Raw genomic sequence first — 20,338 nt, 5'->3', positions numbered from 1 at the left:
CAGAAAAGGTCCAGAGGTCCAGTTCCCATCCGATTGGATGAGGCCCGGTCCCTCAGGACCCAACAGCGTGCATGTGCAGGGCTTCCGGGTCCGAACTTTTCCTATCCCGAGGAGACGTACTGAGTTCGAGCCATTCGGCTCCGCACCAATGTCAATGTTCCACCCATGAGCTAACCGGCTGAGACGTTCGCTCAGATCCGGCGCCTGGACACCCGAGGGTGCCAGATGCTCCTTAGAAAGGAGGTGATCCAGCCGCACCTTCCGGTACGGCTACCTTGTTACGACTTAGTCCTAATCACCGATCCCACCTTCGACAGCTCCCTCCACAAGGGTTGGGCCACTGGCTTCGGGTGTTACCGACTTTCATGACTTGACGGGCGGTGTGTACAAGGCCCGGGAACGTATTCACCGCAGCGTTGCTGATCTGCGATTACTAGCGACTCCGACTTCATGAGGTCGAGTTGCAGACCTCAATCCGAACTGAGACCGGCTTTTTGGGATTCGCTCCACCTTACGGTATTGCAGCCCTTTGTACCGGCCATTGTAGCATGCGTGAAGCCCAAGACATAAGGGGCATGATGATTTGACGTCATCCCCACCTTCCTCCGAGTTGACCCCGGCAGTCTCCTATGAGTTCCCGCCATTACGCGCTGGCAACATAGAACGAGGGTTGCGCTCGTTGCGGGACTTAACCCAACATCTCACGACACGAGCTGACGACAACCATGCACCACCTGTTTACGAGTGTCCAAAGAGTTGACCATTTCTGGCCCGTTCTCGTATATGTCAAGCCTTGGTAAGGTTCTTCGCGTTGCATCGAATTAATCCGCATGCTCCGCCGCTTGTGCGGGCCCCCGTCAATTCCTTTGAGTTTTAGCCTTGCGGCCGTACTCCCCAGGCGGGGCGCTTAATGCGTTAGCTGCGACACGGAAACCGTGGAATGGTCCCCACATCTAGCGCCCAACGTTTACGGCGTGGACTACCAGGGTATCTAATCCTGTTCGCTCCCCACGCTTTCGCTCCTCAGCGTCAGTTACGGCCCAGAGAACTGCCTTCGCCATCGGTGTTCCTCCTGATATCTGCGCATTCCACCGCTACACCAGGAATTCCATTCTCCCCTACCGCACTCTAGTCTGCCCGTACCCACTGCAGGCCCGAGGTTGAGCCTCGGGTTTTCACAGCAGACGCGACAGACCGCCTACGAGCTCTTTACGCCCAATAATTCCGGACAACGCTCGCACCCTACGTATTACCGCGGCTGCTGGCACGTAGTTAGCCGGTGCTTTTTCTGCAGGTACCGTCACTTTCGCTTCTTCCCTACTAAAAGAGGTTTACAACCCGAAGGCCGTCATCCCTCACGCGGCGTTGCTGCATCAGGCTTGCGCCCATTGTGCAATATTCCCCACTGCTGCCTCCCGTAGGAGTCTGGGCCGTGTCTCAGTCCCAGTGTGGCCGGTCACCCTCTCAGGCCGGCTACCCGTCGTAGGCTTGGTGGGCCGTTACCTCACCAACTACCTGATAGGCCGCGAGTCCATCCTTGACCGAAGTTCTTTCCACGCACAGGAGATGCCTCCGTGCGTCATATCCGGTATTAGCTTCCGTTTCCGGAGGTTATCCCAGAGTCAAGGGCAGGTTACTCACGTGTTACTCACCCGTTCGCCACTAATCCCCTAGAGCAAGCTCCAGGTTCATCGTTCGACTTGCATGTGTTAAGCACGCCGCCAGCGTTCGTCCTGAGCCAGGATCAAACTCTCCATAAATGTTTAGCTCCGAGTCGCAAGCGACTGGAAACATAGTGCGGGCTCAGAGCAGGAAATATGCTCGTCTCACTGCGAGTTTGTCTTGACTAGTTTCGAATATCTACTGACATTCTGTTTCTAATCCAAAGGAATCTCATGCATCGACTATTCAGACCGAGGTCTTCGAAGGTCAATGCCGAGGTTGTTTGGCATTTGACATTGTGCACGCTGTTGAGTTCTCAAGGATCGGACGCTCTCACTCTTCAACCCTCTCGGGCTGTCTCTGCGAGGCAACTTCTCTACCTTACCACTCTCAGTCAGTTTGTCAAGTCGGCCGTTTCGCGCTCCTTCGTTCGCCCGATCGTGTGGGCACATCCGATTCACACGATCCGAACCGGTTAGACCTGCTCAGTGAGTGGGTGTTAATCCTAAGCGCAGCAAGCGAACTAATTCAAGTTCAGGTTTGCCGCTAGGCTAAGGATTTGGTCCCGCTTGAGGCCGGGGAGCTCTTCCGCTCTCCCGCACCTTTGGGGTGACAAGTAAGTACTTTACGCAGGCCTCTCGGGTCGTCGCAAATTCCGCCCACATCCCGGGCGTGTCGCCGGCTCGACTTCCGCGTGAATCACGCGGATTGTCCTGCTGCGCCACTCTGCAACGCGGCCGCACTACGCAGGAAGCGCCCGCGAAGCCGTGCGGGCTTGCGGGGGAATCGTCGGTGAGGGATCGCGGAGTCACAGTCCGGAGTACGCGTGCAGTCCGTGGAAGAACACGTTGACGATGCCGAAGTTGAACAGCACCGCGCCGAAGCCGATGATCGCGAGCCACGCAGAACGCGATCCGCGCCAGCCGCGGGTCGCCCGCGCGTGGATGTATCCGGCGTAGATCACCCAGATGATGAACGTCCAGACCTCCTTGGTGTCCCAGCCCCAGTAGCGGCCCCACGCCTTCTCGGCCCAGATGGCACCGGCGATCAGGGTGAAGGTCCAGGCGATGAAGCCGACGATGTTGATCCGGTACGCCAGGTTCTCGAGCGCGACCGAGCTCGGGAAGCGTCGACAGGAACCGGAATTGCTGGGGCCGCGACTCGGCCACCTGGCGCTCGCGCCGGTACTGCGAGCAGCTGCAGGCCGGAGAGCGCGAAGCCGAGCGCGAAGAACGCCGTGCCCAGCACGGCCACGATGATGTGGATGACCAGCCAGTACGACTGCAGCGCCGGCTGCAGCGGGACCACCGGGACGAAGTACCGCAGCAAGCGCGATGCCCTGGAGCACGAGCACCAGGCCGATGCACGAACGTGCCCACGTACTTGATCGGCCCACTTGAGGTTCGCCACCAGGAAGACCCCGACGATGACCAGCGTGCCGGTCATCGAGAACTCCCACATGTTGGCCCACGGCACCCGAGTCCGCCGCGATGCCCCGCAGGACGACGCGTCACGAGGTGGACGGCCCAGCCCGCGATGGTGAGCCCGAACGCCCACGTGAGCGACGACTCGCCGACGCGGCGCCGTTCATCACGTCGTCCTCGACGTCGGGTGCTGATCCGGGAGGACAGCCGGCCGAGCGCGGACGACGGCGGCGTCGCTGGAGGCGCATCCGACCGTGCCTCCGCCGGATCAGCGGCGATCCGTGCGGCGGTCGCTCGCACCGGTTGGGTCGCCACCTCCGCACGCTGCGCGCGACGGCGCTCGGGACGACGGCCGCCTCGACCGCCGGTCGCGCGGCGCTCCCCTGCCGGGCGAGGTCGAGCGCGAACGCGATGAACGCGGCCGCGTAGAGCCCCATCGCCGCGTAGATGAAGACCGGTCGACAGCTGGGACAGTGTCTCGGTCACGAGTGCAAGCCTAAGTCGTCGGGGTCCGGGCGAGGGCGCTGGTGTGCTCGATCCGCTACGGTCGCTCACCGCCGCCAGGAGGTTGGGGTCCTCACCGCGGGCCAGGCCCGCGTACTCGAGGGTGCAGCGAGCCGTCGGCGTTCTCGATCGGCCTTGACCCACATGCCGGCGCCGCGGGACGAAGAGCGACGGTGAGCAGCCCGCACCAGGATGAGCACCGCGAAGAGCAGCACCCACACCTGCGCGGGGTCGTGGTGCACCTCCAGCGTCGCGAACCGCTTCACGCCGTCTCAGCGAGATCGTCCCCAGCCCGTTCGGAAGCTCGACCGTCTGGCCCGGCTTCAGCTCGCAGCGCCTTGGTCTTCGTCGGCCGGCCCCGCCAGCTGCGTCGAGCGTGTCGGTGTTCAGGCTGTAGACGGATTGCGGCACGCCGGTCGTCGACCCCGAGATCTCCGGCGTACACGTTCAGAGCTCAGCATCGGATCATTCGGAGCCCCGGGAACGTCGAGGCCAGGGCGCCCGCAGCGCGTCTGCGCTCTCGGTCACCGTCGGATAGAAGAAGCCGATCATCCCGACCTGCTCCTTGAGCCCGTCCGGGATCTTGACGAAGCCCAGCGACGTGAGGTTCGGGTCCGCCTGCGGCGATGAACGGGACGGAGTCGTTGAAGACGACCTTGCCCGGCGGTGTCGCGTGACGGTGATCGTCGGCGCGTACCCGTTGCCCAGGAGGTAGACGTTCGTGCCTCCGATCGGCAGCGGCTCGTTCACCTTGATGGTCGTCTCGTCCCGGAGGCGTCGCCGGGCCCCTTCGTGGTCACGTGCGCGGTGTAGTCGAGCGGGGTGCCGATCGCATCCTGGTTCTTCGTCTCGTACGCGCACGTCGAGACTTGTCGACCGCGATGGAGAACGGGGCGAGCGACGCGTCGCTGAAGAAGCGTCCCGGGTTGAACGAGTTGTACGACGGGAGGCTGTTCACGAAGCTCTGGCCCTCGACGACGATCTTCTGACCGGTGTAGCCGAATCCTCCGCCGACCCCGATGGCGAGCAGGACGCCGAGGAGGTGCGATGTGGAAGACGAGGTTCCCGCTCTCGCGGAGATATCCCCGCTCCGCGGAGACGGACGTCGACCCGGCGTCCTGATAGAGGGCGACGCGGTAGTGGTTCGCCTTCAGGACCTCGCGGGCGCCGACGATCGGGTCGACCGATCGCGTGCGCAGCTCTGCCGGGAGGATCCGCGACTGGAAGCCGGCCATCCGCGCCAGACGCACCGGGGTCTTGGGCGGCTTGGCCCGCATGGCGTCGAAGTGGTGCTCGGTGCGCGGGATGATGCACCCGATCAGCGAGCGCGAAGAGCAGCAGGTAGATCGCCGAGAACCACACCGACGTGTAGACGTCGAAGAACTGCAGCTTGTCGAGCACCGGGGCGAGCGACGGGTTGTCGGTGAAGTACTTCGTCACGCCGTTCGGGTCGGAGCTGCGCTGAGGCACCAGCGACCCGGGGACGGCGGCGATCGCCAGAAGGAGCAGCAGGAACAGGGCGGTCCGCATGCTCGTGAGCTGCCGCCAGAACCAGCGGAGCCAGCCGACGGGGCCGAGCTTGGGCTGGACGACGTCCGGGTCCTCGCGAGGAGGAGCGGCATCGATGTGATCAGAGGGCCGGCTCAAAACCTTGGATCACCGCCAAGAACTGGGACATGAGTTCGCTCCACAGACCGGTGACCATCAGGATGCCGATGGCGACCAGCAGGACGCCGCCGACGATGTTGATGGCGCGGATGTGGCGCTTGAGGAATGCGACGGACCCGGCCACCCAGTCGAAGCCCAGGGCGACGAGCAGGAACGGGATCCCGAGACCGATGCAGTAGAACAGGCCGAGCAGGGCACCGCGCCAGGGCGAACTGCTGCCGACGCTGAGCGCGCTGATGGCCGCCAGGGTCGGGCCGATGCACGGCGTCCACCCCAGCCCGAAGACGATACCGAGCAGCGGTGCCCCGATCAGGCCGGTCGCTGGACGCCCGCGCAGGCTTGATCGTGCGCTGCAGGAACGAGAACTTGGCCGATGAATACGAGGCCCATGACGATGACGAGGGCTCCGAGGATGCGGACCACGACATCCTGCCACCGCACCAGCCAGTAGCCGAGAGCCCCGAAGGCCGCACCGTACGCCACGAACACGATCGCGAATCCGAGGATGAACAGCGCGACGCCGGTCAGCAGGCGCGAGCGGTCGCGCTTCGCCCCCCGGGTCGCTGATGCCGCCGACGTAGGCGAGGTAGCCCGGGACGAGCGGCAGCACGCATGGTGACGCGAACGAGACGAGTCCCGCGCAGAAGCGCGATCGGCAGGGCCAGCAGAAGCTGCCCGCTGAAGACGATCTGACCGACGCCGCCCACGTCAGTGCTCGGCCACGGCGTCGGAGATGAGCGAGTCGAGGATGCTCTTGTCGGGGATCGCGCCCAGGATGCGCGCTGCGACCCGGCCCTGCTTGTCCACGACCAGAGTCGTCGGCGTCGCCTTCGGGGGCACGGTCTTGCTGAACGCGAGGAGGACGGATCCGGTGTCGCGGTCGAGCACCGACGGATACGTGACGCCCTTCTCCTTCTCGAAGCTCGCGGCCGTCTGCGCGGAGTCGTAGAGGTGTTCACGCCGAGGAAGCCGACGCCCTGGGCGGCGTACTTCCCGGCTCAGCTGCTCCAGCCGCCGGCGCCTCCACGCGGCACGGCGGGCAGCCGGCGTACCAGAAGTTCACGACGAGCACCTTGCCCGCGTAGTCCTTCGACGTGACGGTGTCGCCGTTCTGGAAGCGTTCCTCGAAGGCGACGGGCGCTCCGCGACTGCCCGCGGCGTACTCGCTCACGGTGCCGTCGCCTGCGATGTAGTTCCGACCGTTGCCGGAACGGTACTGCGAGGCGAGGCTGTCGTTGGCCGTGCAGCCGCTGAGGGCGAGCGCTGTGGCCGAGACGGCGGCCGCGACGGGCATCAGGACGCGGAGACGCAGCCGGGTGCGTCTGCCGAAGGAGCTTCTCACACGGCCCCCACATCGGTTGCGGTGACCAGCAGGCTTGCGGCGGGCTCCACATAGCCGACCTCGATGAGACGCTGCGCTTCGGGTGTGCGGCCCGGATGCACCGGAGCGGCTTCGCCCGGGTGCGCCGCGGACTCATCGCTCGGGCCGTCGGCGGCCGCTGCGGGGATTTCGGCGGCGCGGCGCTCGAAGGTCGTGATACTCGACAAGGCACAGCGTCGCTTGCGCGGATCGTGCGCATACCGCTCCCCCGCGACCGACAGATGGCTGACCCAGATCGGGAGCTGATGGCTCACCAGCACCACGTCACCCGAGTCGACCGAGTCGAAGGCGTCGTGGACGGCCGCGAGCATGCGCTGCTCGATGCTCGCATACGCCTCACCCCAACTGGGCCGGAGCGGGTTGATCAGGTAGGGCCAGTAGACCGGCTTCCGGACGGCGAGCTTCATCCTGGTGCCTTCGAAGCGGTTCGTCGGCTCGATGATGCGCTCGTCGATCACGGGGTCGAGACCGAATGTCGCCGCGATCGGCGCCGCGGATTCGCGTGTGCGCTGCAACGGGGAGACGCGCAGGGCCGAGATGGGACGGGACCGCTCGGCGAGCTCGTCGGCGGCGGCATGGGCCATGCGGTGACCCAGCTTGGAGAGGCCGAAGCCCGGCAACCTGCCGTACAGGATGCCGTCGGGATTGAACACCTCACCATGACGGACGAGATGGACCTGGCTCGCTACCACCGCTCCAGTCTACGGAGGGGTTCCCCTTGAATTCACTGAGCACGGCGCGCCTGTGGACAACGGAATCGTCCACAGGCCTGTATGGCACGCGTCTTATCCACAGATTCCGTCGTGCGGGACTTCTCATGTTCGCGGATATCTAGCGTCGAGCCATGGCCCAACAGGAAGAAGAGGGTGAGGCTCTTGCGCAACATCCCGAACCATGACCGCCCACGGGAGCGGATGCGACGCCTGGGCATCGGATCGCTCACGGACGACGAGGTGCTCGCGCTGGTGCTCGGATCCGGCCAGACCGGGCGCAGCGTGCTCGGCACTCGCGCGATCGGTCCTGGCGCAGGACCGGCGGGTTCCTCGGGCTCGCGACGATGGACTTCGCGCGACTGGAGAATCTGCCCGGCGTCGGACCGGCGACCGCGGGCCGGCTGGTCGCCATCACGGAGATCTGGCGGCGCGCCGGCGCACCCTCGGCGTGGACACGGCTCGTCGACCACAAGGCGATCGCCGATGTGGTGCGGCCCGAGCTGCTGCACCGGGACAGCGAACGGTTCGTCGTGGCCGTCGCCGACCGGGCCGCTCGGCCGATCGAGCTGGTGCTCATGCGCGACGGAGGCGTCGACGAGACCACCATTCTGCCTGCGGACGTGCTCCAGGCGGTGCTCACCCGCGGGGGCCGCTCCTTCGCGGTGGCGCACAACCATACGTCTGGCGTGCTCGACGCATCCGTGGCCGACCTCATGCTCACGCGGAGGCTCGATCAGGCGGCTGCCACCCTCGGGCTGCGCTTCCTCGGGCACATCCTGGTCGCAGGAGACAGTTGGGCGGCTCTGCCGACCGCCGGTTCAGCAGCTACGGCGTCAGGCGCGTCGGTCCGCGGAAGAGGTAGGTCGTCTCACGCAGGTTCGAGAGGTGCAGCATGAGCATCAGCACCCGGGCGAGACCCATGCCGAATCCGCCGTGCGGGGGATGCCGTAGCGGAAGGGAAGGCGAGCGCACGTCCTCGAGCTCCTCCACCGACAGGCCCTTCTCGACGGCCTGCTTCTCGAGGACATCGACGCGGTGCTCACGCTGTGCACCGGTCGAGATCTCCACACTGTTGAAGATCAGGTCAGCAGCTGCGGATGATGGAGGGTCCCTCCGGGTGCCGCATGTGGTAGTACGACGGATGCTCGCGGCGTAGTCCGTCAGGGGAAGACGAACTCGTGGTTGTGAGGTCTCTTCTGACATAGGCGGCAGAATCTGGCGCCGGCCCCTCCGGATCCATGTCGTCGTCCTCCGCGCGGCACGACGTAGCCTGCGCGCTCGGCGACGATCCGCTTCGCCCTCGGAGAGCCGGGATGCGCGAGAACAGCGTGGAGGGGACGGTCACCTCGACGCCGAAGAGCTGCTCGATCTCCTCGCCGTGCTTCTCCTTCAGCCGCGGTGAAGCCGGCATGAAGGAGTCCTCGTGCGCCTTCATGACATCCTCATGGCTGTCGATCCAGCTGATCTCGGGTGTCCACGCTGGTGAACTCGCGTCGCGTGCCGGCTCGGTGAAGCTCGGGTCGGCGCGAAGGCGGGGCCGATCTCGAACACGCGGCCGGAACCGGCTGCCTGCACGCCATCTGCTTGAAGATCTGGGGGCTCTGCGCCAGGTAGGCCGGCCTCGTCCTCGAAGTACGGCAGCTCGGGCGCAGCTCGGCTCTGGGACTCCGGACGCGGACGCCTACTGAGCTTGGGCATGTGGATCTCGACGAAGCCGTTGTCCACCCAGTACTGGCGCAGAGCGTGCTCGAAGGTCGTCTGCACACGGAAGATCGCAGGTCGTGCCGCGGCTCGCGCAGGTCGAGGAAGCGCCAGTCCATGCTGCCTCGTCGATGCCACTGTCTGCGGCGATGAGGCGTCTCCAGGATTAGCCGCCGATCTCGACCTCGAGCGACGAGGACGGATCTCGATGCCGCGAGCTTGGCCACGCTCGTCGGCTCGCAGCTCGCCCGTCGGCGCGCGACGAAGCGTCCCTTGGGAGAGCCCGGAGATCGTCGGTGGCCGGCTCGTCGGCGGCCGACGATGCCGTCCTCTCCGACGGTCCGCGGATTGACGAGCTGGACCGCGCCGGACTCATCGCGCAGGACGACGAACTGCACCTTCTTCTGGTCGCGGACGGTCTCCGACCCATCGCGGCGACGCCTCACGGGGCCGTCGGGCAGAGCGGCGAGGTCTTTGATCAAACGCTGTGGCGGATCACGAGCCCCAAGCCTACCCGCGCGGCTGGTGTGAGAATGGAGGGACCAGGCACGAAGGAGTAGCTCCATGAGTTCCGACGACGTCGTCATCCTGTCCGCCGCCTGTACGCCGCTAGGGAAAGATCAGGGGACGCTGGCGTCCGCCTGAGTGCGGTCCAGTCCGGAACCATGGCAGTGCAGAAGGCTTTGAGCGGTCGGGCATCGGCCGGGATGCGGTGGACTACGGTCCCGTTCGGTCAGGTGCTGCAGGCTGGAGCCGGCCAGAGCCCGGCACTGGCAGATCGGCGATCAGGCGCGGCATCGGCTGGGACGTGCCCGCCACGACGATCAACTAAGGTGTGCCTTCCGGATTGGCTGCAGTGATCGAGCGCAGCGCGCTGATCCGGACCGGCGAAGCGATGGCTGGTCGCCGGCTGGCCAGGAGTCGATGATCGAACGCACTGCACGTCCTTCCGGGATCGCGCATGGGATGGAACTACGGCTCCATCCAGGCGTTCGACTCGGCGGCGCACGACGGCCTGACGGATGCCTGCTCGACGGCGAATCGATGGGCGCCTCCACCGAGAAGTACACGGAGAAGCTCGGGCTGCGGCGAGGGCGCAGGACGAGTTCGCGGCCCGATCGCATCAACGCGCCGGCGCGGCCATGGCGAGCAGGGTCTTCGCCGACGAGATCGCGCCGGTGACCGTCTCCTCGGCGCAAGGGCGAACTGGTCGTCGTCAGCACGGACGAAGGAGTACGACCGGGACTCCACCGCGGAGACGCTGGCGGGCCTACGACCGGAGCTTCGCCCAGGACGGGACCCTGACGGCCGGCAACTCGTCGCCGTTGAGCGACGGCGCAGCGGCGCTCGTGCTGATCGAGCCGCGAGAACGCCGAGCGCCTGGGGCTCGGTGGCTCGCGATCGTCGGCGCCAGCGGGCAGGTGGCCGGGCCGGACAACTCGCTGCACTCGCGGCCCTCGCGCGCGATCGACGCGGCGCTCCGGCGAGCGGGCTGGAGCGTCTCCGGCTCGGATCTGATCGAGATCAACGAGGCGTTCGCCGCGGTCGCGCTCCAGTCGATGTCCGACCTGAGCCTCGACCCGGCGAAGGTCAACATCCACGGCGGCGCGATCGCGCTGGGGCATCCCATCGGAGCCTCGGGAGCGCGACTCGCCGGCCACGCCGCGCACGAACTGGCGCGACGCGGCTCGGGACGCGCCGCCGATTGCACTCTGCGGCGGGGGCGGCCAGGGCGACGCTGCTCCTTCTCTACCGCTGAGGCGCGCGCGGCCGCCGGTCAGCAGGTCGAGGTGGCGTTCCTCCGGACCGGTGTACTGCGAGAGGGGCCGGATCAGCGAGTTGGCGGCGTACTGCTCGGGCAGACGTGCGCCGTCCAGCCGGTGATGCGCGCGGCGGCGAACAGGGGTGAACGTCTCGGTGTCGAAGCCCATGAGGTTGTGCGCCGGCCCGGACGGGTAGTCGAGGTTCGGCTTGATGTTCTTGCGCTCCGCCATGGCCCCTCGAGGGCATCGTAGAGGGCGAGCACGATCCTGCCGGTCGTCGTGATCGACCAGGGCCACCAGAGCCTCGCGCATCGTCGGAACGCGCGAATCACCGTTCTCACACGCGGTGGCCGAAGCCCATGATCTTGCGCTTCGCGGCGAGGGCGGAATCCAGCCATTCAGCGGCGCGATCCGCTGTCCCGATCTCCGCGAACGCGTGCATCACGGCCTCGTTCGCCCCGCCGTGCAGCGGCCCCTTGAGCGCCCCGATGGCGCCCGTGACGGCCGAGTGGACATCCGAGCAGGGTGGACGCGATCACGCGGGCGGTGAACGTCGAGGCGTTGAACGAGTGCTCCGCGTGCACAGCACCAGCGAAACCCGGAACGCGTCGACCACCACGTCGTCCGGAACCTCCCCGAACGCCGTCCAGAGGAAGTTCCGCGGAATAGTCGAGGTCGTCGCGCGGGTTCGACCGGCTCGAGGCCGCGACGGCGACGCTGGATGAAGGCGACGATGGTCGGCAGCTGTGCCGAGGTGTCGCAGGCTCGGCCCTCGTCGAGGTCGCTGTCCAGGATGCCGTCCGGCTGGGCGAGATCGCATCCAGGCCGCCCAGCTGGACTCACGGCCGTGCGCAGCGCGTCCATGGGGTGCGCGGACGCCGGGATGCATCTTCCAGCGCTCGCCGCGTGCGGTCATCGAGCCGCGAAGAAGTGCGCTCGAGCGACTCGAACGCGACCAGCTGATCCGCGTTCGGCAGCTCTCCGTGCCACAGCAGGTAGGCGACCTCTTCGAAAGAACAGTGCGCAGCCAACTCCTGGACCGGGTATCCGCGGTACGGCAAGGAGTTGGTCTGCGGGTTCACCGAAGAGATCGTCGTCGTGTCGACGACGACGCCGGCGAGTCCCTTGTGGATCTCGGGTCGGTCATCTGGAGTCCTTCGCTGCTGACAGGGCGGCCGGCCCGCGGCCTGGCCAGCGGCCTTCAGCACGACGCACTTCGAAGTTGTACACCGAGGTGTCGAACGCGTTGTATCCCTCGTAGTCATTCATCCAGGTCGTACAGGTCGGCGCGATGCTGCATGTCGCCCAGCATGGGCTCCAGCGTGCCCTGGCCCAGAAGCTGGTCCAGTCCGCGCTCCGCGGCGCCCATCGCGAGCCGGAGGAGGGACACCGGCCAGATCACGATGTTGACGCCCACATCCCGCAGTTGGTCGACGGTGAAGAGGTCGCTCTCGCCGAACTCGGTCATGTTGGCGAGCAGCGGCACATCGACGGCTTCGGCGGACGGCCTCGAACTCGGCGAGGTCCGACATGGCCTCGGGGAACAGCGCGTCGGCGCCCGCGTCCACCAGGGCCCTCGCCCGGTCGATCGCGGCTTCGAGGCCCTCGACGGCGCGGATATCCGTCCTCGCGCATGATCAGGAGGTTCGAGTCGCGTCGCGCATCCACTGCCGCGCGGATGCGGCTTGAGCGCGGTGTCCTCATCCACCACCTGCTTGCCATCGAGGTGACCGCAGCGCTTCGGGTTCACCTGATCCTCGATGTGCAGTCCAGCCACGCCGGCGTCCTCGAGCGCCTGGACGGTGCGGCGGCGACGTTCATCGGCTCGCCGAAGCCCGTGTCCGCGTCGACCAGAGCCGGCAGATCGGTCATCCGCGCGATCTGGGCGGAGCGACCGGCGACCTCCGTCTGGGTGGTGAGTCCGATGTCGGGGAGTCCGGAGGTCGGCGGAGAGCACGGCGCCGGAGATGTACACGCCCTCGAAGCCCTTGCGCTCGATGAGTCGGAGCCGGAGAGCGGGTTGAACGCACCCGGCATCCTGATGAGCTCGCCGGATGCGAGGCGCGTGCGGAAGGCGGCGCGCTTCTCGTGCGCCGGAATGGACGAATACAGCATCTAGAACAGCCCCCTCGGAGCGACGGAGCCGGTCAGCAGGCCGGCACGGGCGGTGATGGTCAGCCCACCGAGCTCGGCGGCGCCGAGCTCAGGGAGGCGCTGCGCGAGCGCCAGGAAGCGCTCGATCTCCGCCTCCTCCAGCACGTCCGTGGCCAGCGTGCGGAACTTGGCGATGTAGTCCTCGCGCGCGAACGGCCGCGCGCCCAGCGGGTGGGCGTCGGCCACAGCGATCTCGTCCTCGATCATGGTGCCGTCCGCCAGGCGAATCTCCACCCGGCCGCCGAACGCCTTCTCGGCCGGATCGGTCGAATGGTACCGGCGCGTCCACTCCGGGTCCTCGGTGGTCGTCACCTTGCCCCACAACGCGACCGTATCGGGGCGTGCAGCGCGCGACGGGAGGTAGGAGTCGACGTGATGCCAACCGCCGTCCTGAAGCGCCACCGTGAAGATATACGGGATGCTGTGGTCCAGCGTCCCGCGAGGCGGTCGGGTCGTACTTCTGCGGATCGTTGGCGCCCGACCCGATGACGTAGTGGGTGTGGTGCGAAGTGTGGATGACGATGCTCTCCACCCGGGAGGAGTCGGCGACCTCCGGGTGCTCGTGGTGGAGCTTGCGCGCCAGGTCGATCCAGGCCTGGGCCTGATACTCGGCGGAGTGCTCCTTCGTGTACGAATCGAGGATGGCGCGCTTCTGGCTCTCCACGTTCGGGGAGCGGCACGTCGTAGGAGGCGTCCGGCCCGTCCAGCAGCCAGGCGATCGACGCCGTCCTCGCCCTCGTAGATCGGCGATCGGGCTGGTCTACGCCGCGAAGTGCCCGGTCGATCGCCTCGACGGCCATCTTGCCGGCGAAGGCGGGGGCGTGCGCCTTCCAGCTCGAGATCTCGCCCTTCCGCGACTGCCGGGTCGCCGTGGTGGTGTGCAGCGCCTGGCCGATCGCCTGGAAGATGGTCTCCGCCGGAAGGCCCAGCAGGGTTCCGATGCCCGCTGCCGCCGACGGCCCCAGGTGCGCGACATGGTCGATCTTGTAGCGGTGCAGGCTGATGGCACGGGCAGAGATCGATCTGGATCTCGTAGCCCGTGGCGATGCCGCGGATCAGCTCCTCGTCCGCTCAGCCCGTAGGCCCGGGCGGCGTGCTGCGCGACGGCCGTGATCGGCGGGATGTTGTCGCCGGGATGCGAGTACTCGGCAGCGAGGAACGTGTCGTGATAGTCGAGCTCGCGGACCGCCACGCCGTTCGCCCACGCCGCCCATTCGGGCGAGACGCGCGTCGTCGGCCATTCGCCGAAGACCGTGGAGCCCTCCTGCGGATGCTCGGTCGACTCCGTCAACTCGTTCAGCTGGCGGGTCGGGATCGGGTGGGCGAGCGCCTGCGCCCGGGCAGAGGCCACGGGCCGGCGCGTCAGCGACGCGGCCGCTACGGCGGCAGTTGTCGATCACGCGGTTGATCACCATCTCGGCGACGTCCGCGTCGACCTCGACCGGGTCCGTCGCCACCTCGGCGATCTTCCAGGCGAGCTGGTCCTGACGAGCCAGGTTCTCTTCGCTGCTGTGCACACGGACGTTGTGGAGCTTCACGCTACGAACCTACCTCCCCTACGCTCGGCACATGGTCCCCGGTCCCTCGCTGCTGGCGTTCGCGCTCGCGTCGCTCGCACTCATCGTGATCCCGGGTCCGAGCGTGCTGTTCGTGATCGGACGCTCCCTGGCGCTCGGCCGGTTGGGCGGGCTGCTCAGCGTGCTCGGGAACGCGATCGGGATGCTGCCACTGGTGATCGCGGTGGCGCTCGGGATCGGTGCGATCGTCGCAGAATCGCTGGTGCTCTTCACCGTCATCAAGTTCGTGGGTGCCGGTTACCTCGTGTACCTGGGCGTGCAGGCGATCCGGCATCGCCGGCACACCGCAGTGACCCACGAGGCGACGCCGCCGCGCCGATCGCGCTGGCGCATCCTGAGCGAAGGCTTCGTCGTGGGGCTGACGAACCCGAAGTCGCTGGTGTTCTTCGTGGCCGTGCTGCCGCAATTCGTCGACTACCACGCGGGCGCGATCCCCCTGCAGCTGTTCGAGCTCGGCGCCGTGTTCCTGGCGCTCGCGCTCGTCTTCGACAGCATCTAGGCGCTCGCCGCCGGAACGGCGCGTCAGTGGTTCGGCCGCTCCCCTCAAGCGGGTCGAACGGCTGGGAGCGACCGGTGGCGTGCTGATGATCGGGCTCGGCGGGGTGCTGGCCGTCACCGGCGTGAAGCACTGACGCCTTGGAACGACGTCAGGGCTCCGCGCCGGATGAAGCGCCCGTCCGGAAACGGCGCTCAGATGTCGCCCGCCGTGGCGACCGGCGCCAGGGACGGCACGCGCGAGGGTGTGGAAGTGCGCGTTGAATCCGAGGACGGCCGGGGTCGACTCCGGGTCCAGGTCGAGGCGCTCGACGTCGAGGGCGTGCACCACGATGTCGTAGCGGTGGGTGCCCGTCCCGGGAGGCGGTCCGGCGCCCGTGAAGCTCTTCGAGCGGAGCTCGTTCGACAGCATCGACGCGCCCTGCGGCAGGTTCGCGCCGCCCTCGGCGCCGGCATTCGACCGGAGGTCGGTCACGGACGCGGGGATGTTGAAGACCGCCCAATGCCAGAAGCCCGACCCTGTGGGCGCGTCCGGATCGTGGATGGTCACCGCGAAGCTCTTCGTCTCCGGCGGGAAGCCGGACCACGAGAGCTGCGGCGAGATGTCGCCGCCACCGCCCCCGGCACCCCACTGCTCGCGAGCGAGCGGGCGACCGTCCGCGACGTCGTCGCTGGTCACGGTGAACAGGGGCACTGCGCCGAAGCGCTCCAGGGGATCGTCAGCCATGACGCCAGGCTACGCCCGGCCCACCGGCTCCGCCGTTCGCGCCGGTGAACGCCTGCGGAACCGCCGCGGGATGCCGGCGAGCCCCACAGCGTGACGCGGAGCATGGCCTCCACCACGATCCCGCCGCCCATCTTGGACGCGCCACGCTCCTCTCGACAAAGGTGATCGGCACCTCGACGATCCGCAGCCCCGCGTCGTAGGCCCGCCGCGTCATGTCGATCTGAAAGCAGTACTCCTGGCTCTCCGTGCGGTCGAAGTGCAGCGCCCGCAGCGCGTCGGCGGTGAACGCGCGGTAGCCGCCGGTCACATCCTTCACGGGAAGGCCGAGAGCCATTCGTGAGTAGGCGCTCCCACCGCGCGAGATCAGCCGGCGCCGTGCGGGCCAGTTGACCACCCCGCCGCCGTCGACCCAGCGCGACCCGAGCACGACGTCGGCACCGGCCTCGTCGCCGTCGCGGAGCACCGCCAGCAGGCGCGGCAGCTGCTCCGGCTGATGGGACCCATCCGCATCCATCTCGACGATCGTCGAATAGCCGGCATCCAGCGCCCACGTCATCCCGTCTCGATAGGCGGCGCCGAGGCCCTCCTTGCCCGCGCGGTGCAGCACGTGCACGCTCCCGTCGGTGGCGGCGAGCGCATCCGCCAGTTCGCCCGTGCCGTCGGGGGAACCGTCGTCGACGATGAGGACGTCCGCATCCGGCACCGAGGCACGCACGCGCCCGACGATCGAGCCCACATTCTCGCGCTCGTTGTACGTCGGGATGATGACGAGGGTGCGCACGACCCGCCTTTCTGTCAGGGACGAGGCCCGCGGACCTCACCACCCTGTCCTACCAGTCTGAACAGCAGGCGAACGACCCTTCCGGCGCTCACAGGGTCCACGATCCTACGATCGCGGCCCGCGCGGAAGACTCGCCTACGATGAGGCGGTGGCCGTCGCCAAAGTGCTCCTCTTCTATGTCTTCTCCCGCTCGCCGACCCCGAAGCGATACGGCTGTGGCAGCGCGAGCTCTGCGAACGCCTTGATCTGCGCGGCCGCATCCTCATCTCCCCGCACGGGATCAACGGAACGCTCGGCGGCGAACTGGACGCTCTGAAGCGCTACCTCAGGGTGACGAAGGAGCACCGCTCGCTCCGCGGACTGGAGGCCAAATGGAGCGAGGGATCCGGCCTGAATGCGGACGGCACCAGCCTCGACTTCCCGCGACTGTCGGTGAAGGTGCGCGAGGAGATCGTCTCGTTCGGAGCGCCGGACGAGCTGGTCGTCGATGAGGACGGCGTCGTCGGCGGCGGCACCCGGCTCGACCCGGAGGCGCTCCACGCGCTGGCCGAGACGCGCGACGACCTGGTCTTCTTCGACGGGCGCAACCGCTTCGAGGCGAGCATCGGGCGGTTTCGGGACGCCGTGGTCCCCGACGTCGCGAACACCCGCGAGTTCGTCGAGGCGCTCGACAGCGGCGCCTACGACCACCTGAAGGACCGACCGGTGGTCACGTACTGCACCGGCGGCATCCGCTGCGAGGTCCTCTCCTCGCTGATGAGGTCACGCGGCTTCGAGGAGGTCTACCAGCTCGACGGAGGGATCGCCCGCTACGGCGAGCGCTACGGGGACGACGGGCTGTGGGAGGGCTCACTGTACGTCTTCGACGGCCGGGGCTCGATGACGTTCAGCGATCACGCGGCGGTGCTCGGGCGATGCGCGGTCTGCGGCACGGCGACCGACAGGATGCGCAACTGCGTCGATCCGGCCTGTCGCGAGCAACTCGTGGTGTGCGAGCACTGCGACACGACCGCCTGCGTGGCGCACGCGGCCTGAACGGATCCGCGGGGAGATTCGTCCACATCTCCGAGAGCGAACGGGTTCTCCACCGACCGGCGGGAAGCCTTGGCGCGATTCTCCGGTTGCCGCCATCATGAACAGCATGGATCCGGTCACCACCATCGTCTGGATCGTGTCGTTCGTCCTCGTCACGGTCACGGTCACCGGCCTGTCCCGGAGGGTGGGCTGGTCGGCCCCCGTCGTGCTGGTCGTGGTGGGCGCCGCCGCATCCTTCATCCCGGGGGTCCCCCAGGTGGCGCTGGAGCCCGAGGTGGTGCTGTTCGGCCTGCTCCCTCCGCTGCTCTTCGCGGCGGCGATCCAGACCTCCATCGTGGATGTGCGGGCCAGGCGCGACGGCATCCTCCTGCTCTCCGTCGGTCTGGTCGCGTTCACCGTGATCGTCGTGGGCTTCGCGACCTACCTGGTGGTACCCGCGATCACACTCGCCGCGGCCTTCGCATTCGGGGCGGTCGTGGCGCCGACCGACACGGTCGCGGTCCAGGCCGTCGTCGGCCGCGGCCGCCTTCCTCGACGGCTCGTGACGGTGCTCGAGGGCGAGAGCCTGCTGAACGACGCAACGGCGCTCGTCGCCCTGAACGCCAGCATCGCGGCGATCGTCAGCGTGGCTGAACCCGTGGGCGGTCGGAGGCGATTTCGTCCTGGCCGTCGTGGTCGGCATCGGGGTCGGCCTGGTGGTGGGGCTGGTGCTGGCGGTGATCCGCAAGCAGTTGCGCTCTGCCCGTGCTCGACACATCGCTCGCCCTCATCACCCCCTACCTGGCGTTCATCCCCTCGCAGTTCCTCCACGGGTCGGGAGTGCTCGCGGTCGTGGTCGCCGGCCTCTACCTCGGCTACCGTTCTCCGACCATCCAGACCGCCGAGGCGCGCATCGCGGAGACGATCAACTGGCGGACCGTGAGCTTCCTTCTGGAGAACGCCGTCTTCCTCTTCATCGGGCTGGAGCTGCGGTCCATCCTGACGACGGCGTTCACCTCGGGGATCACCGTCCCGCAGACCATCGCCATCAGCGTCGTGGTGCTCCTCGCCATCTTCCTCGCGCGGCTGGCCTGGATGGTCGGGACGACCGCGCTTTACCGCTACGGCCCTCAACGGCTCCGCGAGCGCGGCTGGTCGTGGCCGACGGGAATCGCCGTCTCGTTCGCGGGCATCCGCGGCGTGGTGACGCTCGCCGCGGTGTTCCTTCTGCCGACGCAGACGCCGCACCGGGAGTTCCTGCAGTTCCTCGCGTTCGTGGTGGTCATCGCGACGCTGCTCGAGGGTCTCGCGCTGCCCTGGGTCATCCGCCGGCTCAGGCTGCCGCCGCCCGATTTCGCCCAGGAGGCCAGCGAGATGCAGCGCCTGCTCGCCGAGGCGCAATCCGCCGGGCCTCGAGCACCTCGAGTCGCAGGTGACGGGCGACGAGGACGAGCGCGTCATCGAACGGCTGCGCATCAACGCGCTGTTCCTCTCGGATGCGCTCGAGAATCCGTCGACCGACGACATGGCCGACCTCCCCCTGGAATACCGGAAGCTGCGGCGCACCATGATCGTCGCGGAGCGGCAGGCCGTCCTGGCCGCGCGGTCGGAGGGCCGGTATCAGGAGCCGGCGGTGCGGTCGGTGCTGGCGTTCCTGGATGCGGAGGAGTCGGCGCTGAAGGCGGGAGGCGCGGACGGGAAGAAGTCGCTCATGTGACGCGGGCGCTCGTGGCGTCCGCTCAGCGGACGATCGTGTCGTCGTTCGGGGCGTCGACGGCGGCCTGCTCGCCGGCGGCAAGCACCCCTTCGCCACCCTGCCGCGCCCGCGTCCGCGCCCGCGTCCGCGACGCACGAGACCCGCACGCGGTCGGCGCGCCCAGAGCCGCGACGCCTTCGACGAGAGCGCGAGCACCACGAGGATGTCCAGCGCCAGCCCGAGGAGGTTGTTGCGCAACGAGACCTGCGGACCGCCGTTGAAGAAGTCCACGGCCGAGACCACGATGATGAGCGCGCTGTAGGTCATCGCTGCGATCCGGGCCCAGTTGCTGCCGAAGAAGATCAGCAGCGCGAGCAGGAAGTACAGCACCAGCCCGGCGGCGAAGAGCCCCATCGCGATCCCGAGGAGGAGGCTGACCGCGTCACGGGCCGCCGGAGAGACGGATTCCCCGCCAGCTGCGAGCCGACGAAGCGCTGCCAGTCGAGCAGGTTCAGCACGATGTAGCCGACACCGGCGGCGACACGGAGGGCCATCAGCAGGACCCCGAGAACGGTCGGCACGGGCCGCCGCTCCGCGAGGGCGATGCGCCGAGCGTCCGCGTCCGCCGCGACCGAGGCGCCCAGCGCGTCCACCGGGACCCGGCTCAGATCGATGACGGGCAGGTCGCCGTCCGTCTCGATGGTGTCGCCCCGCCGTTGCGGGAGTGGTAGCCGGTCGAGAAGTCCTGGATGACCGAGACCTCAACGCCGACGTCCGCATCCACCAGGGTCGACACGATGTGGTCGCGCTCGATGTCGGTGTCCGCGTCGATCTTGTGCGTGATCTGCAGAGTGAACAGGGAGAACCCGACCGACCGGTCGAAGGTCCCGGCCGCGAGCCAGTCGACGCGATGACCGCCGGGGAGCAGCCAGCCGTCCGGGCAGCGCCAGAACCGCACGCGGTGGCGCTTCGCCGGGTTGCCCTTCACCTCCTGCTGGTACGCCACATTCCTGCTGGCGCCCGAACAGGAACAACGGGCTGACGGGCGCCTCGTCGTAGCTGCGCCGCAAGAGCGTCG

16 protein-coding genes, 1 rRNA gene and 13 pseudogenes are annotated in these 20,338 nt (G+C 67.6%); 8 read left to right on the top strand and 22 right to left on the bottom strand.

The window, feature by feature from the left end:
* Positions 1-236: 236 nt before the first annotated feature.
* From ACRAWC_RS24645 to ACRAWC_RS24595, 11 genes and pseudogenes are all read right to left on the bottom strand, one after another.
* Positions 237-1,760: ribosomal RNA gene (locus ACRAWC_RS24645) — 16S ribosomal RNA — on the bottom strand.
* A gap of 710 nt (positions 1,761-2,470) precedes the next feature.
* A complete protein-coding gene (gene ccsA / locus ACRAWC_RS24640) occupies positions 2,471-2,761 on the bottom strand; it encodes a cytochrome c biogenesis protein CcsA (protein ID WP_431349988.1) in 291 nt (96 codons plus the stop codon).
* Positions 2,710-3,108 (bottom strand): cytochrome c biogenesis protein CcsA, encoded by a 399-nt coding sequence (gene ccsA, locus ACRAWC_RS24635; RefSeq protein ID WP_431349884.1) that lies wholly within the window; start codon positions 3,106-3,108, stop codon positions 2,710-2,712. Before ccsA (ACRAWC_RS24635) ends, ccsA (ACRAWC_RS24640) begins: the two co-directional genes overlap by 52 nt.
* Positions 3,109-3,637: 529 nt before the next feature.
* Positions 3,638-3,856, bottom strand: coding sequence for a hypothetical protein (locus ACRAWC_RS24630; RefSeq protein WP_431349883.1), 219 nt, complete (start codon positions 3,854-3,856; stop codon positions 3,638-3,640).
* 199 nt (positions 3,857-4,055) lie between these two features.
* On the bottom strand, positions 4,056-4,340 hold the full coding sequence (locus ACRAWC_RS24625) for a cytochrome c biogenesis protein ResB (RefSeq protein WP_431349882.1): 285 nt from the start codon (positions 4,338-4,340) through the stop codon (positions 4,056-4,058).
* Between the two features lie 46 nt (positions 4,341-4,386).
* Complete coding sequence (locus ACRAWC_RS24620) at positions 4,387-4,572, bottom strand: hypothetical protein (RefSeq protein ID WP_431349987.1); 186 nt, start codon at positions 4,570-4,572, stop codon at positions 4,387-4,389.
* A gap of 121 nt (positions 4,573-4,693) precedes the next feature.
* Positions 4,694-4,867 (bottom strand): annotated as a pseudogene (locus ACRAWC_RS24615) (cytochrome c biogenesis protein ResB); the annotation flags it as partial.
* Positions 4,868-4,979: 112 nt separating this feature from the next.
* A pseudogene (locus ACRAWC_RS24610) lies at positions 4,980-5,120 on the bottom strand (cytochrome c biogenesis protein ResB); the annotation flags it as partial.
* A 100-nt stretch (positions 5,121-5,220) separates the two neighbouring features.
* A pseudogene (locus tag ACRAWC_RS24605) lies at positions 5,221-5,965 on the bottom strand (cytochrome c biogenesis CcdA family protein).
* Between the two features lies 1 nt (position 5,966).
* Positions 5,967-6,552: pseudogene (locus ACRAWC_RS24600) on the bottom strand (TlpA family protein disulfide reductase).
* Positions 6,553-6,596: 44 nt separating this feature from the next.
* On the bottom strand, positions 6,597-7,331 hold the full coding sequence (locus ACRAWC_RS24595; protein WP_431246234.1) for a histidine phosphatase family protein: 735 nt from the start codon (positions 7,329-7,331) through the stop codon (positions 6,597-6,599).
* An 81-nt stretch (positions 7,332-7,412) separates the two neighbouring features.
* Here ACRAWC_RS24595 and ACRAWC_RS24590 point away from each other — a divergent pair.
* Together ACRAWC_RS24590 and ACRAWC_RS24585 are read left to right on the top strand one after the other, a co-directional pair.
* Positions 7,413-7,628: pseudogene (locus ACRAWC_RS24590) on the top strand (UPF0758 domain-containing protein); the annotation flags it as partial.
* A 68-nt stretch (positions 7,629-7,696) separates the two neighbouring features.
* Positions 7,697-8,248, top strand: a complete 552-nt coding sequence (locus ACRAWC_RS24585) for a JAB domain-containing protein (RefSeq protein WP_431349881.1) — start codon at positions 7,697-7,699, stop codon at positions 8,246-8,248.
* Here the strand turns inward: ACRAWC_RS24585 and ACRAWC_RS24580 are convergent.
* A complete protein-coding gene (locus tag ACRAWC_RS24580; protein WP_431349880.1) occupies positions 8,178-8,555 on the bottom strand; it encodes an amino acid--tRNA ligase-related protein in 378 nt (125 codons plus the stop codon). The two genes, ACRAWC_RS24585 and ACRAWC_RS24580, sit on opposite strands and share 71 nt — an antisense overlap.
* Complete coding sequence (locus ACRAWC_RS24575) at positions 8,437-8,787, bottom strand: hypothetical protein (RefSeq protein WP_431350023.1); 351 nt, start codon at positions 8,785-8,787, stop codon at positions 8,437-8,439. Before ACRAWC_RS24575 ends, ACRAWC_RS24580 begins: the two co-directional genes overlap by 119 nt.
* Positions 8,788-10,075: 1,288 nt before the next feature.
* On the opposite strand from ACRAWC_RS24575, the pseudogene ACRAWC_RS24570 reads away from it, so the two are divergent.
* Positions 10,076-10,690 (top strand): annotated as a pseudogene (locus tag ACRAWC_RS24570) (acetyl-CoA C-acyltransferase); the annotation flags it as partial.
* Between the two features lie 246 nt (positions 10,691-10,936).
* Here ACRAWC_RS24570 and ACRAWC_RS24565 read toward each other — a convergent pair.
* From ACRAWC_RS24565 to ACRAWC_RS24545, 5 genes and pseudogenes are all read right to left on the bottom strand, one after another.
* Positions 10,937-11,128 (bottom strand): annotated as a pseudogene (locus ACRAWC_RS24565) (bifunctional 2-methylcitrate synthase/citrate synthase); the annotation flags it as partial.
* A gap of 25 nt (positions 11,129-11,153) precedes the next feature.
* Positions 11,154-11,285 carry a citrate/2-methylcitrate synthase gene (locus ACRAWC_RS24560; RefSeq protein WP_431349986.1) on the bottom strand — a complete coding sequence of 44 codons (132 nt, stop codon included), beginning with the start codon at positions 11,283-11,285 and terminating at the stop codon, positions 11,154-11,156.
* Positions 11,286-11,655: 370 nt separating this feature from the next.
* The gene (locus tag ACRAWC_RS24555) at positions 11,656-12,024 is read right to left on the bottom strand and encodes a citrate/2-methylcitrate synthase (RefSeq protein WP_431349879.1); all 369 of its coding nucleotides are present in this window, start codon (positions 12,022-12,024) and stop codon (positions 11,656-11,658) included.
* Positions 11,960-12,931 (bottom strand): annotated as a pseudogene (prpB, locus tag ACRAWC_RS24550) (methylisocitrate lyase). The gene ACRAWC_RS24555 and the pseudogene prpB overlap by 65 nt, the downstream one beginning before the upstream one ends.
* Positions 12,932-14,508: pseudogene (locus ACRAWC_RS24545) on the bottom strand (MmgE/PrpD family protein).
* Between the two features lie 31 nt (positions 14,509-14,539).
* On the opposite strand from ACRAWC_RS24545, the pseudogene ACRAWC_RS24540 reads away from it, so the two are divergent.
* A pseudogene (locus tag ACRAWC_RS24540) lies at positions 14,540-15,179 on the top strand (LysE family translocator).
* Positions 15,180-15,237: 58 nt separating this feature from the next.
* Here the strand turns inward: ACRAWC_RS24540 and ACRAWC_RS24535 are convergent.
* Both ACRAWC_RS24535 and ACRAWC_RS24530 read right to left on the bottom strand, forming a co-directional pair.
* Positions 15,238-15,769 (bottom strand): annotated as a pseudogene (locus ACRAWC_RS24535) (YbhB/YbcL family Raf kinase inhibitor-like protein).
* Entirely contained in the window at positions 15,762-16,550 is a 789-nt protein-coding gene (locus tag ACRAWC_RS24530; protein WP_431349878.1) for a polyprenol monophosphomannose synthase, read from the bottom strand. Before ACRAWC_RS24530 ends, ACRAWC_RS24535 begins: the two are co-directional and overlap by 8 nt.
* Before the next feature lie 148 nt (positions 16,551-16,698).
* Here ACRAWC_RS24530 and ACRAWC_RS24525 point away from each other — a divergent pair.
* The 4 genes and pseudogenes from ACRAWC_RS24525 to ACRAWC_RS24510 all read left to right on the top strand — a co-directional run bounded on the left by ACRAWC_RS24525 (position 16,699) and on the right by ACRAWC_RS24510 (position 19,281).
* A pseudogene (locus ACRAWC_RS24525) lies at positions 16,699-17,585 on the top strand (rhodanese-related sulfurtransferase).
* 97 nt (positions 17,586-17,682) lie between these two features.
* Positions 17,683-18,507 carry a cation:proton antiporter gene (locus tag ACRAWC_RS24520; protein WP_431349877.1) on the top strand — a complete coding sequence of 275 codons (825 nt, stop codon included), beginning with the start codon at positions 17,683-17,685 and terminating at the stop codon, positions 18,505-18,507.
* Positions 18,390-18,833 (top strand): annotated as a pseudogene (locus ACRAWC_RS24515) (cation:proton antiporter); the annotation flags it as partial. The gene ACRAWC_RS24520 and the pseudogene ACRAWC_RS24515, both read left to right, overlap by 118 nt.
* 163 nt (positions 18,834-18,996) lie before the next feature.
* Complete coding sequence (locus ACRAWC_RS24510; RefSeq protein WP_431350022.1) at positions 18,997-19,281, top strand: hypothetical protein; 285 nt, start codon at positions 18,997-18,999, stop codon at positions 19,279-19,281.
* Between the two features lie 341 nt (positions 19,282-19,622).
* Here the strand turns inward: ACRAWC_RS24510 and ACRAWC_RS24505 are convergent, their stop codons facing one another.
* Both ACRAWC_RS24505 and ACRAWC_RS24500 read right to left on the bottom strand, forming a co-directional pair.
* Positions 19,623-19,913: a hypothetical protein gene (locus ACRAWC_RS24505; RefSeq protein ID WP_431349876.1), complete on the bottom strand. Its 291-nt coding sequence runs from the start codon at positions 19,911-19,913 to the stop codon at positions 19,623-19,625.
* Positions 19,914-19,924: 11 nt separating this feature from the next.
* Positions 19,925-20,266, bottom strand: coding sequence for an LssY C-terminal domain-containing protein (locus ACRAWC_RS24500; protein ID WP_431349875.1), 342 nt, complete (start codon positions 20,264-20,266; stop codon positions 19,925-19,927).
* Positions 20,267-20,338 lie beyond the last annotated feature (72 nt).

This window comes from Leifsonia sp. L25, from assembly GCF_050632895.1.
Note: the sequence above shows the minus strand (reverse complement) of the source record. Positions and strands in the feature narration are given on the sequence as shown.